Raw genomic sequence first — 17,614 nt, 5'->3', positions numbered from 1 at the left:
TTGCCTCAATCCTTACCCTCCAAAAAACACAGGGCAATTCCGAAGAACTGCCCTGCAAGGTTTTAGACGGTAGCCAGGGAGGCGACCCGATCGCCCGGTTGAGTCGTGGCCGGCTGGATCGATCGCCCCGTGGCCTGGCGCACCCAGTTCAACCAATCGGCTAACCCTTCGCCGGTTTTGGCGCTAACCGGGAAAATTGCCACCTCTGGGTTGATTTGCCGCACGTTGGACATGATTCGATCGAGATCCACCTCCAAATAGGGGGCCAAATCCGTTTTGGTGATCAGCAAGCAATCGGCCTCCCGAAACATCACCGGATATTTCAGGGGCTTGTCTTCCCCTTCCGTGACGCTCAGGAGCGCCACCTTGGCATGTTCACCCACCTCAAATTCAGCGGGGCAAACCAAGTTGCCAACGTTTTCCACCACAACCAAATCGATCGTTTGGGGATCCACCAACGTCTTGAGCTGATGGATGCCCCCAGAAACCATCCGCGCATCCAGATGGCACGATCGCCCCGTATTGATCGCCACCACCGGCACGCCACACCGCCGCAGTCGATCGGCATCCAGTTCCGTGGTCATGTCCCCTTCAATGACCGCGATCGCCAACTCCGATTGCAACGCGCTCAGGGTCGCCTCCAACAGGGAGGTTTTCCCTGCTCCGGGGCTGCTCATCACATTCAGGCAAGTGATTCCCCACTCGTCAAAATGCTCGCGGTTGTGGTCTGCCCCCGCCTGGTTCGCGTGCAGCAGGTTCATTTCCAAGGCCGCGTCAAAGGTTTGGTGCATGGCGATCAACTCCTAGGGCAAGCAACAGCAAAACGACAGCAAAACAACAAAAAAATGGCAAGAAATCAGGCAAAAAAATGGCAAGAAATCAGGCAAGAAAATGACAAGAAATCAGGCAATGAAAAGGAAAACCAATAATCAGGATCAAAAGCCCGATCGCCCCAAAATAGCCAGACCTAGCAATAGCCAGCATTCGAGATCGCCAGAAACGGCCGCTCAGGGTGGATTGGCGTTAAACCAGATTGGGATCAGCCGTTTCAATGCCGTCCCTCCGGAGGGGATCCGCCACCGCCACCGCAGCGATCCCCTCGGAAGCGTCACTAGGCCGCAGCCCAGCGATCGGTTTGGGTTTCCCGATGGGCGTTCTGATATTCAATGTGGGAAATTTTCAGCTCCCGACCCGATCGAATATCCTCCATCGGCGCGTCACAGGTGGGACAGGCGTAGTGCAACCCCACCTCCGGCCGATATTCCGCTTGGCAAGCGTGGCAAAAGGCCACCAACGGCACCGACTCAACCACCAACTCCGCCGCCGCCAGAAATGTCCCTTCTCGATAGGCATCGAAGGCAAACACCAGCCCCGCCGGTTCCACGCAGGTGAAATCTCCCACCCGCAGATGTACCCGCGAAATTTGCGGGCGATCGGGCTGGGACTCCCACCAATCCCGCAACGTCAACACGAGCGATCGGGTCATATCGACTTCATGCATGGGCGCACCTATTCCTTAACTGGGTTAGAGGTCTGGCACTGGGTTGAGATATCGGGTACTGGGCGAGATATCTGAAGTTCATGACCAGTCCCCAAAAACGTCAGGGCAACTAAGACCAGCCATCCTCAAAAATCTGCGCTTCCTCATGGATATAGGACGGCTTTTCCCGGCGCGGCAACTGTCCCGACAGCACCAAATTCGCCATCGCATCGCAAATCACCCGCGTTGCCATCAGGGAAGTCATGTCGCTGATGTCGTAGGGCGGCGACACCTCCACCACCTCCAAGCCACAGATCGGCGCTTGGCGAATAATCCGCGACAGCAGATACAACGCCTCCCGAGGCAGCAACCCGCCCGGCTCCGGCCAGCCCGTTCCCGGCACAAACCCCGCATCAATGCAGTCAATATCGAAGCTGATATAAACGCAATCGGTGCCGTCCAAGGCGCGTTCCAAGGCAAAATCCACCGCCGCGTCTAGCCCAATTTCCGTGATATCCGTCACGGTCAGAATGTTGGTGGCCCGTTCTCGACAAACCTTCACGCCTTGGCGCGGCACTTGCCAACCGCCAATGCCCAACTGCACCAGGTTCTTGGCCGGCGCATTCTGAATGTTGGTGGCGTGGAACCAAGGACAGGTGTGCATCCGCTCATCGAGGTCGGTTTCTTGGGTATCCACATGGCGATCAAAGTGGATAATGCCCACTTTTTTGTCCCCCAAATGGCGACAAACGCCCCGCACTGTGGGATAGCCGATCGAGTGGTCACCACCCAAAATAATCGGGAACGCGCCCGACGCAAAAATGTGGGCAATTCCCTTAGAAATCTGATCAAAAGACTTCTCATTGTTGGCGGGAATTGTGAAAATATCCCCCACATCACAGAGGGTAATTTGTTCCCGCAAATCAATGCCCAGCTCAAAGTTATAGGGCGTGTAAAGAGCCGAAATGCGCCGAATTCCTTGGGGTCCAAACCGCGTTCCGGGGCGATAGGTTGTGCCGGAATCGTGGGGCACGCCCACAATGGCCACGTCATAATTTCCCACCTGGTTCACATCTTCCAGATAGGGCGCTTTCATGAAGGTATTAATTCCAGCATAGTGCGGCAATTCTCCCCGAGAAAAGGTCGAAATTGTCCGGTCTTTGATGCTGTCGGCGGCTTCCAAACCAAACCGCAGGGCCTGATCTACTTCCTGCTGCCAGCCGGTCATGGGCAGCCGAGCTTCTAAATCCAAGGCACGTTTTGCTTCGGATTCGCCACCCTGATAGTTGGGACGTTCAAAAATACTCATCGATCGCGATGGGGGTTTGGGTTTGCAAATGACTACGGAAATGGGGCCGAATCGATCGCTCCATTCGGCTGAGGTCACCTGCGCGAACTTCCCGAAAATCCGAACTACAAAGCCCGGGGGTTCCAGGCAATCCACGCGATGTGCCTTTGACCTCCCGGGCTTTTATCCCGCCGTGTAGCTGATGCTCAAAGCTGGTTTTCAAGGCCAGAGAATTGGGGATAAATCCACTGGTCATGCCACTGAGCCATCAGCTTGCTTCTCTCGGACCAGTCACAGCGATCTGAAATTCTTTTGGAATTACCTGGAAGCTGCCGGAACCCTAGAAGCCATGTATGTTTAGCTTACCCTCAAACATACCCTAGGCAAAAGCCAACCCAAAAGTTGTATCCCCCACTACGGGATGCAAATTAACTAACCCGATCGCAACTCAAAATAACAACTCAAAATGACAACAAAGGTTACCAGTCAATTAAGAATCATCTCGCTGCATGAAAAATCATGGCCCACCACCCTCCTCCTCAACGCTAAATCCATCGTCAAATCCATCAGCTCCCATCCCGATCCATCCACCCACAGCCTCACCCACTGAAGCGATCGGCCATGAAGACGTTCCTGAGTGCTTCCCCAAGGCGGCTTAGGCACGGCGCAGCTTAAGCACCGGTTATCAGCGCCGGTTAACCGATGCAAATTAATGAAAATTCGCGAGTTAGAAAATTCGCGGGTTAATTGAGCGGGTTAATCAATTGGTCGATCGCCCGCTGCCTGGGTCAATTTCCGTCCCGATCGCCCCGTCATCACACCTTTTTTAATCACTCCGGGGCCCCACTCAGGCTCCCAAAGACTTCTCCATGTAGCAATTCCACGGTCTGCTTGCTCCCATTCCCCTCTGGTGAGATAGTGTAGGGGCTAACTCGGGCGGTCGTAGTCCATCTGCCTACTGCGACGCGCGCTCTACACCCCGGGATTTAGCTGTTTCTTGAGATCGCGGCGCGCGCCGATCGCTGTCCCCCACTCACCTTCTCCAGTCGAACGAGTTCGAGCAAGTATGGCTGTCGCTACCCAATCCCTCGACGAACTGTCTATTAATGCCATTCGCTTTTTGGCGATCGATGCCGTTCAGAAGGCGAACTCGGGTCACCCCGGTCTGCCGATGGGCGCGGCTCCCATGGCCTATGTGCTGTGGAATCAGTTCCTCCGTTTCAATCCCAAGAATCCGAACTGGTTTAACCGTGATCGCTTCGTATTGTCGGCTGGCCACGGCTGTATGTTGCAGTATGCGCTGCTACATCTGACGGGCTATGACAGCGTGACCATTGAAGACATCAAAAATTTCCGTCAGTGGGGATCGCGCACGCCCGGCCACCCCGAGAACTTCGAAACCCCCGGCGTGGAAGTTACCACCGGCCCCCTGGGTCAAGGGATTTGTAACGCTGTGGGCTTGGCCGCTGCGGAAGCCCACTTGGCTGCCAAATTCAACAAGCCCGATGCCAAGATCGTCGATCACTACACCTACGTGATCCTGGGCGATGGCTGCAACATGGAAGGCGTGTCCGGTGAAGCTTGCTCCTTGGCTGGCCACTGGGGCTTGGGCAAGCTGATCGCGCTGTACGATGACAACCACATTTCGATCGACGGTAACACGGATATTTCCTTTACCGAAGATGTCAGCAAGCGCTTTGAAGCCTACGGCTGGCACACGATCCACGTGACCAACGGCAACACGGATTTGGCCGCGATCGCGAAGGCGATCGAGGAAGCCAAGGCCGTCACCGACAAGCCGACCCTGATCAAGGTCACCACCACGATCGGCTATGGTTCGCCCAACAAAGCCAACACCGCTGGCGTACACGGTGCGGCGCTGGGCCCCGACGAAGTGAAGCTGACCCGCGAAAGCTTGGGTTGGAGCTACGGCGAGTTTGAAGTGCCCGCCGAAGTGGCTGAGGGTTGGACGAAAAAGGCGATCGAAACCGGTGCCAGCCTGGAAGCCGAGTGGAACAGCATCTTCGCCCAATACAAGACCCAGTACGCCGCCGATGCCGCTGAATTTGAGCGGTTGCTGCGCGGTGAACTGCCCCAAGGTTGGGACGCGGATCTGCCCACCTACACCCCCGCTGACAAGGCGGTGGCAACCCGGAAGCATTCGGAAATTTGCCTGAATGCGATCGCCCCCAAGCTGCCCGAACTGATTGGCGGTTCGGCGGACTTGACCCACTCCAACCTGACCGAGCTGAAGTGCTCCGGCGACTTCCAAAAGGGCGCTTACGAAAACCGTAACGTCCGCTTTGGGGTGCGCGAGCACGGCATGGCCGCCATCTGCAACGGCATCGCCCTGCACAACTCGGGCTTGATTCCCTACTGCGCCACCTTCCTGGTGTTCGCCGACTACATGCGCGGCGCAATGCGTCTGTCGGCCCTGGCGGAAGCCGGTGTGATCTACGTGTTGACCCACGACTCGATCGCCCTGGGTGAAGATGGCCCGACCCACCAACCGGTGGAGACGATCGCCTCGTTGCGGATCATCCCCAACATGCTGACCCTGCGCCCCGCCGACGGCACGGAAACCTCCGGTGCTTACAAGGTGGCCGTGGCTAACCGCAAGCGTCCCAGTGCCCTGGCCCTGACTCGCCAAAACCTGCCCAACCTGGCCGGTTCCAGCGCTGACAAGGTGGCCCAAGGTGCTTACGTGATCGCCGATTGCGAAGGCACGCCCGAACTGATCCTGATCGGTACTGGTTCGGAAGTCAGCCTCTGCGTCGCCGCCGCCGAGCAACTGACCGCTGCCGGCCACAAGGTGCGCGTGGTGTCGATGCCCTGCATGGAACTGTTCGACGAGCAAAGCGCCGAATATAAGGAATCGGTGCTGCCCGCTGCCGTCACCAAGCGGTTGTCGGTGGAAGCTGGCACGACCTTCGGTTGGGCCCGCTACGTGGGTTCGGCCGGCGCTTCGATCGGGACGGACACCTTTGGCGCTTCGGCTCCCGGTGGCGTGTTGATGGAGAAGTTCGGCTTCACCGTCGAGAACGTGTTGGACAAGGCTAAGGCCCTGCTCGGCTAATTCCCGCACCAACGCTCAGCTTGGATGTTCGGTTGCAAGGGGTCACGGCCCCTTGTGACCCGGCAGACCACTGAATCTCGTTCGACAATTTATTTTTTGAACAAACAATCGGGTTAGTCCTTGTGGCTAGCCCGATTTTGTTTTTCGCATTTTGGTCTTGTTTTTGGTTGCTTGGACTTTGTTCCTCAAGGAATTGCTTTCCCAAGAAAAGCGTTCAGTCGTTGAGGTCGTCGAGCAACTGACTGGCCATGAGCCGAACCAAGGAGGCCGCCGGGCCGATCGGCTCCAGCCATTGCACATCCACATCGGTGTGATCGCGCTGCCAGCTATATACCTGTTCAAATAAGGCATCGGTGAGACTACCGGCAAACAGGAAATAGGGAAAGATGCCGATCGCCCGGTGGCCGGCAGCGGCAAACTCCGTGAGCCGATCGAGCAGCGTTGGGGCGATCGCCCAGTAAGCCAGCGTGATGCCCAGTTGCTCCGCCAACTGTTCCACCAATTGATTGCCCAGCGGGTTCCGGCTGCCATGGGCCACCAGCACCCAAGCCCGGCGCGGCAACTCCACCGCAACCTTGCGCCACTCCTCCGTCATGACCCGATCTAAGCCGGGCCATACGCCCAGGGGAGGATAGAGCTGCCATCGATCGCCCCATTGGGGCCCCATGCTCTGGGTTGCCAAGGCCACTTCCTCGGGGACATCCACCGTGGCATGGACTCCCATCGACAAAAAGAGGGGAATGATTTCCACCCGCACTGCCCCGGCCGATCGCGCGCGTTGGGCAAACCCCACTAACTGTTGATGCAGCGGCGTGCTAGCCCCCTCCAACTGGGCCACAGCCACAATCGATCGCACGTTGGCCGCCGCCAGCGTTGCCGAAAGCCGACTCGCCAACAACTCCACCGCTTGACGGGGACGATGATCGCGACTGCCATGGGCTACTAACACCACAGCACGCAAAACCGGTCGCGAAGGATCGTTAATCGATCGGGGATAGCCCATGGAGTCTGTCGAAAACCGCTAAACGAAGCGTCATTAGTCGGGGGCGATCTCCGGTCGTTTCACATGCCAGTGAGTTGCCTGTTCATAAGCATGAGCCACTTCCAGCACCAAATCTTCCCGCAGCACATCGCCAATGATTTGCATCCCGATCGGCATCCCGTTGCGATCAAAACCACAGGGCAAGCTCAGGGCAGGCAAGCCGGCCAAGTTCACCGGAATTGTCATCAAATCCGACAGGTACATGGACACCGGATCATCAGTCTTTTCACCCGCCTTGAAGGCCGTGGTTGGGGCCGTGGGCGAAATCAGCACATCCACCCTTGCAAAAGCTCGCTCAAAGTCTTGCTTAATCAGGGTGCGCACCTTTTGGGCCCGCAGGTAATAGGCATCGTAGTAACCCGCTGACAGGGCATAAGTCCCGATCGCAATCCGTCGTTTGACCTCGGAGCCAAATCCGGCGGCGCGGGTCTTTTCATACATCTCGAGCAGGTTCTCGCCGGGGGCCCGGAAACCATACTTCACCCCGTCATAACGCGCCAGGTTCGCTGAAGCTTCCGACGGCGCAATAATGTAGTAGGTTGGCAGCCCGTAGCGGAATCGGGGGCAGGAGACCACCTCAATTTCAGCACCCAGCTCCTGAAGCACCTTCAGGGCATCTTCAACGGCCTTTTCCACTTCCGCGTCCAGGCCAGCACCGAAGGTTTCTTGAATCACCCCTACCTTTAGCTTGCTCTTGGGGCGGAAATCCGGAAGCAGGCTCTTGGCATAGTTGGGAATCGGCACATTCAAACTAGTGGAATCTTTGGGGTCATACCCCGCGATCGTCCCCAAGAGCAGGGCCGTATCTTCCACCGATCGCCCAAAGGGCCCGACTTGATCCAGCGAAGAGGCAAAGGCCACCAGCCCATAGCGGGACACCAGGCCATAGGTGGGTTTCAGGCCAACCACGCCACAGAAGGCAGCGGGCTGACGGATCGAGCCACCGGTATCAGAACCGATCGAGACCAGACATTGGCCTGCTGCGACGGCCGCCGCCGACCCACCGGAGGAACCACCAGGCACACGCTCCAAGTCCCAGGGGTTCGCTGTCACTTGGAAAGCGGAGTTTTCCGTGGAGCTGCCCATGGCAAACTCGTCCAGATTGGTCTTGCCGACCATCACCGCGCCCGCATCGAAGAGCTTTTGGGTCACGGTGGATTCGTAGGGCGGCACAAAGTTATCCAACATTTTGGACGCGCAGGTGGTGCGAATGCCGCGCGTACACATGTTGTCTTTGATGGCGATCGGGATGCCAGCTAGGGGGCCGATCGACTCGCCCGCTGCAATTTTGGCATCCACACGCTGGGCTTGCTCCAGGGCCAAATCAGCCGTGAGGGTCAAGAAACTCTTCACCCGTGGCTCGGTCTGGGCAATGTGGTCAAGCGCTTCGCGGGCGATCTCGACGGCCGAGCGCTCTTTGCGAACGAGTTGTTGGTGTAGCTCGCGGATGGATGCCATTGGGAATGCTTCAGGATGCGTAGAAAGGCTGCAAAATTCTCAGGCTTTCGGATGGATTAGGCAAGCGGCACAGCGCCCAATTGCATCAATTCGGGTCATCAATTGCGCCATCAACCAGATCTGATTAGGAGGTTAACAAGATCCGCTGGGCAACATTCTGACAATAATCGATGGAAAAAATAGGACGACTGCACAGATGGCCGTCTCTAGGATACCAAACCATTGTTGAACCCCCTGGCCCCAAAGGGGGTTCTGCGGGTGGTTTCTCCATTTCGGCCCCGGGGAAGTGGGCAACCAGGGATCGATCGCCCCGATCTCGCCCCTAGGGAACCATGGGCAGATGCTGCACCCGCGACAGGGTTTGAGCGATCGCCCAAAGGCTATGGCAACTGGGTTCCTGTTCCGGGGGTGCTCCCTTGGCGGAAGGCTTGGGAGAAGGCAGGGCCGCCTGATAGGCCGTGCGCAGTTGCTGGAACACCGCCGCCCGATCGCGTGCCCCCGTGGCATCCAGCCGCACAACCAGCTCTCCGCTGGCCCGCTGCTCAAAAGACTGTAAGCCCAACTGTAAGTCGGGATTCACTGCACTCACGGATTGACAGGCACTCACAAAAGCAGACCAGTCAATTCCCTGGGGGAACGTCCACTCGATCGCCATCAGCTCGTTGCGAACCGTTTGCTCAAACTCGCCGGGCATGAACGATCGGGTTCCTTCCGGCAGGCGATCGCCCCTCGTCAGGTACAGATAATCGCAAACCGCGTCACTGAGGGACGTTTCAGAATCAATTTCCCAGCCTTGGATGCAAGCCCCCGTCAGCACCGTTCCCATGAACCTTGCGCCCCTTGCTTCCACCTCCGTCAAATCCGCCGAAGACAGATTCGCTCGGGTGAAATCAGCCTTATTCAGCTTGGCTCCCGTCAAGGTCGCACTGGTCAGATTCGCGCCGGTTAACTGGGCACGCCACAGATCCGCCCCAATCAAAATGGCATCGGCAAAACTGCACTGGGCCAAGATGGCATCGCTAAAGTTGGCTTCCAGCAACTTTGATCGACTGAAATCCGTCCGACAAAGCACCGCGTCCATAAAACTGGCGCGGCTGAGTTTGGCATCGGCCAAGCTCGCTTCGCTGAGGTCAGCCCCGATAAATTCCGCTTCGATCGGCTTCGATCGCCGCAAATCAGCCTTGCGCAAATTGGTTTCCACCAACTTGGCCCAAATCAAATCCGTATCGACCAAGATCGCTCCCTGCAAATTGGCCCGGGTCAAGTTTGCTTGGCCCAAATCCGCCCCGGTCAGGTTGGCCCCGGTTAAGTCTGCCCCCGAGAGATCTGCCCGAATTAGCTTGGCATGGCTCAGGTTCACCCCCTTGAGATCCACACCACGCAGATCAATGCCACTGAGGTCGGGTTTCGCCTCCGACTGACGAGAGCGCCAGTGGTTCCAAGCGTTCACCCCTTTTTCCAAATGCACCAGCTCAGAATTAGCCCAGCGCCACTCACGTCTCGCGGTGGCGATCCGTTCAATCAGGGCAAGCCGTGGATTGTCAGTCAAGGTGTCCTCCTCAGTCGGATCATCGTCGATGGCAATTGCAAAAGGATGGGATCGGGGGATTTCAAAGAGATTTCAGGGTTTTGAGGCAAATTTAAACCTCCTGATTCTTTTTCTGTTGTACTTCAGTGCTCCGAGGCGTTGTTGGTGGGTCGGGCCCCTTCAATCGCCAGTCATGGGCGAGGAAATCTGGGCTAGCGCGACCGATCGCGCAAAAGCCGAACAGCACCTAAGCAGTCACTGAACCGTGATTGAACAGCAATCGCTCAGACCGAGAAATTGCACTAAATTTGGCTGAGACGGCGATAGACCAATGCCAGCGCATTGGCATCGCCCACATTGCCCGGGAATAAAACCACAGGCAAATTCGGAAACTGGGGATGATGGTCGGCGGTTTTGACGACGGAAACACCGGGCAAGATCTGGCCTAGCAGTCGAGCCGATCGCAAGGCTAAACCGTCGCTGAGGGTGTCGTTGGAGGTAATGCCCCCTTTGCTAATGAGGTAACCAATATCCTCCGGCAGCCCCCGCTCGATCGCCATCAGCAGGGCCGAGACCGCTTGCCCGAATTCCAAGCGAATGTCCACCGTCTCAAAGGTCAGCTCCTGGCGGCTGGTGTAGATCACAGGTGTTTTACCATCAGCACGCACCCGCTGCACCTCTGTCAACGCGCGATCGCACAGGCTAGCGGCAATAGCAGCGCGATCGGGCCCTTGCAGTTCTGCCACGGGCACTTCAATGCCCACCACCCCCGGCTCCGCCAGCAATTGCTGAAGCTGTTCGGTGGTTTTGCGCACATGGGAACCCACAATCGCCACTCCCGATCGCCCGTCTCGGACATACTGGGCCATCGCTTCAGCGGCCACCGGCTGGGGTGGCAGGGCCGCTAAGGCCGTCAGGATGCTAGCGGCCGATCGAAACAGGAATCGCTTCCCCTGGCTTGCCTGAGACAACAGGGCCGCCGCAAACTGATTTAAATCAGCCTGCACTTCCCCATCCACCACGCAGCATCGATTCCCGGTCAAGGCTTGCAGTCGCTGCTCCAGGGTCAGCCGATCGCCGCGCAAATCGGCCAATTGAAACCGCTCCACATGGTCTGCGGGAATGCGCCCCGCCGTTTTTTCCGCCACGTAATCCGGCAAGTAGCTGTGGCGATAACCAAACACCGAATCGCAGGCAAATTCCGTCTCGTGGACGGGGGTATCCACACCGTTCACCTTCAGATAATGCACACTGTCGCGGGTGACGCGCCCCCCTTCAAAAAAGGCCGGCACCAGGAAATGAGCATCAAAGGGCCCCAACTCCTCCGCGATCGCGTCAGTCTCCACGGGATAGTGGCCACGCAGGGTTGAGTCCGATCGACTCACTACCAGCCAATCCGTCAGCCCCACTTGGGCGATCGCCTGCTTCAAATTACGACAAACCTCCCGCGTCACCGCGTCGGCCGCCTCCGCCGTCAAAGCCCGCGTATTAGTCAGCACAAATGCAATTGGCGACGCATCCTCCAACCCCAAACAAAGGGTTTCCACATCCCAACGCATTAACAGCAAGCAACTATGAACCGTCTGGGATCCTGTTGGGTCATCGTCCAAAACAATAATTTTGGGCGCTTTGGTCTGGTCAGAGGGAGAGGCGCTAGACATTGCGGTTCGCTCAGGGAAAATCGCAAGACAACCTTTCTATTTTGCCTGCAATAGTCCTGAAAATCACGCTTTGCAGCAAGATGATGTTAGAGCTTAAATTTCTGAGCTGGTGATTAGCTTTTAAGGGGTCTTATTCAATTAACCAATCTGATTGATTAGCAAACTCAGCTTGCCAAGTTTCTGGAAAATGCTGCTTTAGGTAATGCTTGAGATCTTGATTGGCTTCAAGAAATCGTGATTTAAGGCGCTCATAAATTACGAGATCCGGAGTGGGATAGTCACCGGCATTATATTTAGTAAATCCTGAAAATTCATGGGCTGGCAATCCTAGGAATTGCACAACTCGCGCCAGGGTTCCTTGGGGATGCTGGTAGAATTTTTCACTGTTCAGAATCAGCAGTTGATCAGATCCGAAGCGCGATCGCCAAGGTTCGAGCTGCTCGGCGTAGCGTCCCCGAGCCACATAGCTGTAATGCTGATAGGCATAGCTTTGATAGGCTGGATCAGATAGAAAACGATCAGGTTCGCCGGCCAAGCGCTCCGATTCCGCATTCAAAGCCGCCTCCAAGTCCAAAGATTCAAACTGCCACCGCACCTCATGGTAGTAGTGGGACAGGGCGCGATCGGCTGGATTTCGTAATAGAACAATAATTTTTAAGCTTGGATCAAATTTCCAAGCCCGTTGAGCCACCAAAGGATGAAAAATATAGTAGGGACTGGCTTCACCAGTCATTTCATGAGGTTCTGAATTGGCAGGAAACTGTTGCAGATACCAATCAATTCCCTGGTTCCACTGCAAATCGAAGAAATGGACTTCTTTAGTTGCTGCTGATTGAATTTGAGGATGTTGCAGCAAATATTGATAAAGAGAAGTGGTTCCTCCCTTTTGCACACCAATAATTAAAAAGCTAGGCTTCATACTAAACTAGTTTCTTGAAACTACTTGTGACTGAAATGGTTGATGAGTTAGGAATTTTTCTGATTTCAACCTGGCAATCAGCTTTGAGTTAATGAATAGACTCTTCAAAGAATTGATTGGTCAAAAATTGACCAAAAATTAACCCAAAACTAGTTAAGCATTAGACCACGTTTAAGCCGTCTTTTGAGCCGCCGCCACCAAGACATTTGTGCCGTTATTCGGGTTGATTCGAGGGTGGTAGACATTTGCTGAAGTTGCATTTGTTGCGCTTGAATTTGCTCTGACTGAGCCGCGCAATGTACAAGCAGGCGATCGAGTTCCGCTTTCAGAAACGATTGCGATTTTCGCAACTCAGCTAACTCAGCCAGGTGACTGACTTGGCGATCGCGCAACTGTTGCAGTCGATCGCGCTCTAAGGTTAACGCCTCTTGAGCATCCAACAAGTCATTTTGCAGCCGCTCACACTCAATCACCGCCGCTAGTCTTTCCGCCTCCTTGCCCGCAAATACCGCAGGAAAATGTGTTGCGTAAAGCTTGGCATGTTTGGCACAAATATATTCAAACAGGCGCGATCGTTGCTCGGGAATATTGCAACCACTGACCATCGAAGCCGGGCGACAACGATAGGCAAACCCCACCGCTTCCAAGTGCAAAAACTGCCAGCCCCGTTCAGCAATACTAAGCCAAAAATCCCAGTCTTCATAGCCCAATTGATCGGGAATTTTGGAGTCATAACCGCCAATGTCTGACCAGATTGAGCGACGAAACACCGCACAGGCATCGATCGCATTACCGCGCAGCAGCAAATCCACTGAAAATTGAGGCACTTGCACCAACCCAGATTCGGCTCCAAATCGCTCTAGGTTGCCATAAACGACACCCACTTCCGGATGTTGTTCTAACAGTTCGATCGCCCGAGTCAGGTATGGAAGCTTGACACAATTATCCGCATCCAAGGGCAAAATATAACAACCTTTTGCTGCTCGAATTCCACAGTTTCTGGCCGCCGATAAACCCTGGTTTTCCTGGTCAATAACTTGATAGCCCTGAGCTTTAAGAACTGAGAGTTGCTCAAGAGTCAGTGGATCCGTTGAGCCATCATTCACAACAATAATTTCCCAATGACTCCCGCCACAGCTTTCCACACTGGCGATCGCCTCATTCAGAAATTCGCCATGGTTGTAGCAGGGAATCACCACAGATAACAGCACTGGCTTTTCAACAACCGAAGGAATCACGAATTCCTGTTGAGGCATACCTGAGTTCATGATCTAATCGCCCTACATAAACTTGGCTTTCAGACGTTTCAAAGCTTGCTGTATCCGCCAACCTTTAGATTGCTCAACCGCTTTGAGCTCCGCTTGCGTCTGATCTAGTTTTTCCGCAAACTGCTGAGATAGTTGATGCATTTCCTGTTGATGGCGAAAATTATTCTGAATCAAGCAACCATGCAGGGCCAACACAGCACGTTCTGGCGGTACACCGTCATAAGTCGGTGGATTGTCATCAATACTGGGCGCAACAGTGACCCAATTCGGCATAGAACTGGATAGATCTGCCACTTGATCTAAGGCTTTTAAGAGTGAAAAGTATCGCGGCGCAATTGTATAGAGCGATCGCGCCAGCGGGTAATCCCAACCCAAGCTTGCAAACAGTTTAGGGTCAAAAATTTGAGAAAGAACTTCGGGTTCAGCTTGATCTGCTTGAATAGCTAAGTTCAGCTTAGTTTGTAGTAGCTTTAGCCCAGTTTCTGGGTTTTCTAAAAAAGCGTTGACATTAATCAGTAAACTTTGGTCTTGATGTTTTTCATAAAAGCGCAGGAGCGATCGATTATAAACATACCAACTTCGTAGCGCATAATCGGGGTTTGCCACAAATGTTGGATGATTGACTCGCAACACTGAATCTGCCACATCCCAAGGGAATCGATACACCAGCAGATAGCGAGCATTGGGCAATAAATCAGCCCAAAAATCTAAGAGTAGCGTTGTTCTCGGGTCTTTCCATCCCCACAATCCTTGACTCGATCGACTGGCAATTAAAGCTTTAGCATCCGGCAGATAAGCATCCAGATTTTGTAAATTGAGCTGCTCGCTTTCCGTCCAGCCCCAATCTGGCCAACCCAGATCATTCGCAGGCGATCGCTCCTGCAAAATTCGGCGTTGAAATTCTAGGAAATCAACATCCTCAAAATAGCCCTTGGCATTATGAATATCGCCATCTAACAGGCGATCGCCCAAATCTACACCGAGCGCTCCCACTACCGCCGTCATCAGAGAAGTGCCCGATCGATGCATTCCTGACACAATCAGCGGCATGTTATTGGGCAGTAAATTTTCAGATCCCGAATGAGCCATAACCATTAACAAATAAATCAACAGATGAATCAAAAAAACGATGGCAATACTTCCAGTAGGATGCAAATTGCCCGATGGGTTAAATGATTCAGAAAAATGTCAATCCTTAAACCAATTAAACCTTCAAAACCCTCACGGTTCTGAAGCCTTGAGCGGCAATGTCACGGTAGATGCAGGCCCCGCATAAACCGTCACATCAGGATCCACTACCCAATCAATAATGCCACTAGCATGGGAAAAATCTTCCACCTGCACCTTAAACATGGCCGCATCAATCCAGCGATCTAAATAACCAAAATGCCCATCAATTGTTCCAGAAACTCCAGCATTCATAAAGTAAGCACCTGCATTTAACAGACACTTAAATCGAAATTTGACCTTGGCCACCGAGCCAGCTTTCACCTGCTCAATCGCAAAGTTACGCCCCACCAACGATGCGCCACCTAACTCCAAGCCGCTCACAGTTTTAATGAGCATTCCGAAGCGAACTTGCGTCACATCTTGCTCAAATTTCACGGTGTAAGTGTACAGATACTCATCCCGACCAACAAGATAGTTCACCACCTCGCCATTTAAAGTTGTAATTTTTGGATCCTGAATCTTCGCGCCCCGAGAAATATAGGTGATCGTTTGTGGCGGCTGCATCTGAGCATCAAAGTAGGCCTTAAGCCGAGTTGTTCCCAGGTGCTTCTGCGGAGTCCGGGGCGCAACCGGTTGCAGTAGATCCGTTGAAGCTGCCATGCTTTCAATAATGGTCAGTTCTTTGTGGCTAAAAACATTAGCTTCTGAGCCGTTTAAGCGCCGAATTTCTTCTCGTAGCTCCTGAGCTTTATTGGGTGGAGCGTAGCTAAGTTTTTGATACTTATCAACAACTAATTTCGGATTACCATCTAATAGCAATTCACCGCGATCCAGCAAGATAGCGCGATCGCACAACTCAATAATTGTCGATGCTCCATGAGAAACAAAGAGAATCGTTCCTCCTGCATCTCGCACTGCATGAATCTTCGCAAAACACTTTCGCTGAAAAGCCTCATCTCCTACAGAGAGAGCTTCGTCAACCACCAAAATATCAGGATCCGAATGGATGGCAACGGCAAATGCTAGCCGTACAAACATGCCACTCGAGTAAGTTTTGACTGGCTCATCTAAAAATTCGCCAATATCCGCAAATGCAGCGATTTGGTCAAACTTTGCCTCTACTTCTCGGCGTGACAGACCCAACATTTGAGCATTGAAAAATACATTTTGCCGACCCGTAAATTCTGGGTTAAAGCCACTTCCTAACTCCAAAAGTGCGGAAATTCGCCCCTGCACTTGCACAGAACCACTGGAGGGCTGCAACGTTCCCACAACCATCTGCAAGGTTGTACTTTTCCCGGAACCGTTTCGGCCCACAATGCCTAAGGTTTGTCCTCGGGGAACCTCAAGGTTGAGATCTTTAACCGCCCAAAACACATCCGCTTGCTGACGATTCGGTAACAGCAACTCCTTCAAGCGATCGACCGGCCTTGCATACCGCTGAAACGATTTGGAAACACTCTGAAGCGAAATAACAATATCGTTCATTAGGGCTAAGGACAGTCAGACTCCAACCAAGGATAATCACCAGATCTTCGTGCCACGACACAGATCCGGTAACCCGCAAATTTACAGGTTCCAAACACCTTAGCAGAAACTACTCAGCATTGATGCATTCGCCCGGTCGGATCCAGCATCTCCTAAAGCACATCCGCAAACCCTGGACGCAACCGACGATAAACCCAACGCCCTACACCATAGGCCGCAAGCGAGTAGCCAACCGTTGCCAGCCATTCTCCCCAATGCGTGATCTGCCCCACAATCGCCAGCTCTCGGTAAATTTCAACGACTACCGCTGCTGGATTCAGCCACAGCAACCAATCACGCCATTCAGCCGGTACCGCCGAGAGTGGATAAACAATTGGGGTCAAATAAAACAGCATACTCAGCACAACCAGCAAAGACTGTGCTAAATCTCGAATAAAAACCGTTAAGCCAGCAACCAAATAACTCAGCCCGATCGTCAGCAATAGTTGTGGAATCCAAATCAACGGCATCAAAATTAAAGTTAACTGTAGTTCCTGGTGACTTACTGCTAACATCGCCACCAAAAGAAGAAACCCTGCAAAGCTCTCCATAAATGCAGATAGTACAGGAACAAGGGGTAGTAACCCCAAAGGAAAAACAACCTTCTTAACTAGATTCGGTTGGGTTAAAACAACCGTAGACGCTTGAACAAGCGCATTCGTAATCGCAGTCCAGGGCAATAGTCCCGCGTAGAGCCATAGACCAAACGTAAAGCTATTTGAATCAACTCCAACGAGATTGAGCTTAACTTTGAGAACAATTGAAAAAACATAGGTATAAATAAAAATTTGGGAAATTTGATGGGCGATCGTCCACAAATTTCCCAAACTTGATCCTTTATATTTAGCCTCCAAGTCTCGAACAACTAGAGCACGCAACAACCCTAATTGCTTAACTTGCTGATCGCTGAGTAATAACATTATCAATCATCTCTGAACAACACAGACCGGGACTGCTACAGCCTACGGTACAGACTAGCTCAGTTTATTTTCTTATTAAAGAGAACCAAGAAAGTCTCAAAATTGGTCAAATCTCATCATTCATTAAACATCGCGAAACAAGGGAAGGGGTTCTAGATAATGCTCTAGAACCCCCCTCCCCTCTCTTCAATTATTAACCTGGCATCGAGCTATTTTCGCAGGGGGCTACCCCCCAACTATCGTCGCCGTAACAGCGTTTCACAACCGAGTTCGGGAT

The 17,614-nt window shown here is 53.5% G+C and carries 14 protein-coding genes and 1 riboswitch; of the genes, 2 read left to right on the top strand and 12 right to left on the bottom strand.

Features of this window, described 5'->3' with window-relative positions; all coding sequences use genetic code 11:
- Nucleotides 1-62: 62 nt before the first annotated feature.
- Nucleotides 63-791 (bottom strand): hydrogenase nickel incorporation protein HypB, encoded by a 729-nt coding sequence (gene hypB, locus H6G52_RS13540; protein ID WP_190529008.1) that lies wholly within the window; start codon nt 789-791, stop codon nt 63-65.
- On the opposite strand from hypB, the gene H6G52_RS13535 reads away from it, so the two are divergent.
- The gene (locus H6G52_RS13535; RefSeq protein WP_190529006.1) at nt 783-929 is read left to right on the top strand and encodes a hypothetical protein; all 147 of its coding nucleotides are present in this window, start codon (nt 783-785) and stop codon (nt 927-929) included. The two genes, hypB and H6G52_RS13535, sit on opposite strands and share 9 nt — an antisense overlap.
- 182 nt (nt 930-1,111) lie before the next feature.
- Here H6G52_RS13535 and hypA read toward each other — a convergent pair whose 3' ends face one another.
- Both hypA and H6G52_RS13525 read right to left on the bottom strand, forming a co-directional pair.
- Entirely contained in the window at nt 1,112-1,501 is a 390-nt protein-coding gene (gene hypA, locus H6G52_RS13530; RefSeq protein WP_190529004.1) for a hydrogenase maturation nickel metallochaperone HypA, read from the bottom strand.
- A gap of 109 nt (nt 1,502-1,610) precedes the next feature.
- Nucleotides 1,611-2,789: an agmatinase family protein gene (locus tag H6G52_RS13525; RefSeq protein WP_099535192.1), complete on the bottom strand. Its 1,179-nt coding sequence runs from the start codon at nt 2,787-2,789 to the stop codon at nt 1,611-1,613.
- 149 nt (nt 2,790-2,938) lie between these two features.
- Nucleotides 2,939-3,123: riboswitch (guanidine-I (ykkC/yxkD leader) on the bottom strand.
- 711 nt (nt 3,124-3,834) lie between these two features.
- Here H6G52_RS13525 and tkt point away from each other — a divergent pair.
- Nucleotides 3,835-5,844 carry a transketolase gene (tkt, locus tag H6G52_RS13520; RefSeq protein WP_190353987.1) on the top strand — a complete coding sequence of 670 codons (2,010 nt, stop codon included), beginning with the start codon at nt 3,835-3,837 and terminating at the stop codon, nt 5,842-5,844.
- A gap of 214 nt (nt 5,845-6,058) precedes the next feature.
- Here tkt and H6G52_RS13515 read toward each other — a convergent pair whose 3' ends face one another.
- From H6G52_RS13515 to H6G52_RS13475, 9 genes are all read right to left on the bottom strand, one after another.
- The gene (locus H6G52_RS13515) at nt 6,059-6,847 is read right to left on the bottom strand and encodes a sirohydrochlorin chelatase (RefSeq protein WP_190529002.1); all 789 of its coding nucleotides are present in this window, start codon (nt 6,845-6,847) and stop codon (nt 6,059-6,061) included.
- A 33-nt stretch (nt 6,848-6,880) separates the two neighbouring features.
- Entirely contained in the window at nt 6,881-8,344 is a 1,464-nt protein-coding gene (gatA, locus tag H6G52_RS13510; RefSeq protein WP_099535200.1) for an Asp-tRNA(Asn)/Glu-tRNA(Gln) amidotransferase subunit GatA, read from the bottom strand.
- A gap of 322 nt (nt 8,345-8,666) precedes the next feature.
- A complete protein-coding gene (locus H6G52_RS13505) occupies nt 8,667-9,893 on the bottom strand; it encodes a pentapeptide repeat-containing protein (protein WP_099535202.1) in 1,227 nt (408 codons plus the stop codon).
- Between the two features lie 281 nt (nt 9,894-10,174).
- Nucleotides 10,175-11,533, bottom strand: a complete 1,359-nt coding sequence (locus tag H6G52_RS13500; protein ID WP_190529000.1) for a four-carbon acid sugar kinase family protein — start codon at nt 11,531-11,533, stop codon at nt 10,175-10,177.
- Nucleotides 11,534-11,663: 130 nt separating this feature from the next.
- On the bottom strand, nt 11,664-12,452 hold the full coding sequence (locus H6G52_RS13495) for a sulfotransferase domain-containing protein (protein ID WP_190528998.1): 789 nt from the start codon (nt 12,450-12,452) through the stop codon (nt 11,664-11,666).
- Between the two features lie 149 nt (nt 12,453-12,601).
- A complete protein-coding gene (locus H6G52_RS13490; protein ID WP_199312411.1) occupies nt 12,602-13,720 on the bottom strand; it encodes a glycosyltransferase in 1,119 nt (372 codons plus the stop codon).
- A gap of 12 nt (nt 13,721-13,732) precedes the next feature.
- The gene (locus tag H6G52_RS13485) at nt 13,733-14,842 is read right to left on the bottom strand and encodes a sulfotransferase family protein (protein WP_190528995.1); all 1,110 of its coding nucleotides are present in this window, start codon (nt 14,840-14,842) and stop codon (nt 13,733-13,735) included.
- A 99-nt stretch (nt 14,843-14,941) separates the two neighbouring features.
- On the bottom strand, nt 14,942-16,378 hold the full coding sequence (locus tag H6G52_RS13480) for an ABC transporter ATP-binding protein (protein WP_190528993.1): 1,437 nt from the start codon (nt 16,376-16,378) through the stop codon (nt 14,942-14,944).
- A 152-nt stretch (nt 16,379-16,530) separates the two neighbouring features.
- On the bottom strand, nt 16,531-17,337 hold the full coding sequence (locus tag H6G52_RS13475; RefSeq protein ID WP_190528991.1) for an ABC transporter permease: 807 nt from the start codon (nt 17,335-17,337) through the stop codon (nt 16,531-16,533).
- Nucleotides 17,338-17,614 lie beyond the last annotated feature (277 nt).

The organism is Limnothrix sp. FACHB-881 (genome assembly GCF_014698135.1).
GTDB lineage: Bacteria > Cyanobacteriota > Cyanobacteriia > CACIAM-69d > CACIAM-69d > CACIAM-69d.
This window is presented reverse-complemented; position numbering and strand designations above follow the sequence as displayed.

What these genes read in the sequence shown, in the direction of transcription:
- H6G52_RS13500 (WP_190529000.1), bottom strand. Translation starts at nt 11,533, where the DNA reads ATGTCTAGCGCCTCTCCCTCTGACCAGACCAAAGCGCCCAAAATTATT.
- tkt (WP_190353987.1), top strand. Translation starts at nt 3,835, where the DNA reads ATGGCTGTCGCTACCCAATCCCTCGACGAACTGTCTATTAATGCCATT.
- H6G52_RS13495 (WP_190528998.1), bottom strand. Translation starts at nt 12,452, where the DNA reads ATGAAGCCTAGCTTTTTAATTATTGGTGTGCAAAAGGGAGGAACCACT.
- H6G52_RS13480 (WP_190528993.1), bottom strand. Translation starts at nt 16,378, where the DNA reads ATGAACGATATTGTTATTTCGCTTCAGAGTGTTTCCAAATCGTTTCAG.
- H6G52_RS13490 (WP_199312411.1), bottom strand. Translation starts at nt 13,720, where the DNA reads ATGAACTCAGGTATGCCTCAACAGGAATTCGTGATTCCTTCGGTTGTT.
- hypB (WP_190529008.1), bottom strand. Translation starts at nt 791, where the DNA reads ATGCACCAAACCTTTGACGCGGCCTTGGAAATGAACCTGCTGCACGCG.
- H6G52_RS13515 (WP_190529002.1), bottom strand. Translation starts at nt 6,847, where the DNA reads ATGGGCTATCCCCGATCGATTAACGATCCTTCGCGACCGGTTTTGCGT.
- H6G52_RS13475 (WP_190528991.1), bottom strand. Translation starts at nt 17,337, where the DNA reads ATGTTATTACTCAGCGATCAGCAAGTTAAGCAATTAGGGTTGTTGCGT.
- H6G52_RS13525 (WP_099535192.1), bottom strand. Translation starts at nt 2,789, where the DNA reads ATGAGTATTTTTGAACGTCCCAACTATCAGGGTGGCGAATCCGAAGCA.
- hypA (WP_190529004.1), bottom strand. Translation starts at nt 1,501, where the DNA reads ATGCATGAAGTCGATATGACCCGATCGCTCGTGTTGACGTTGCGGGAT.
- gatA (WP_099535200.1), bottom strand. Translation starts at nt 8,344, where the DNA reads ATGGCATCCATCCGCGAGCTACACCAACAACTCGTTCGCAAAGAGCGC.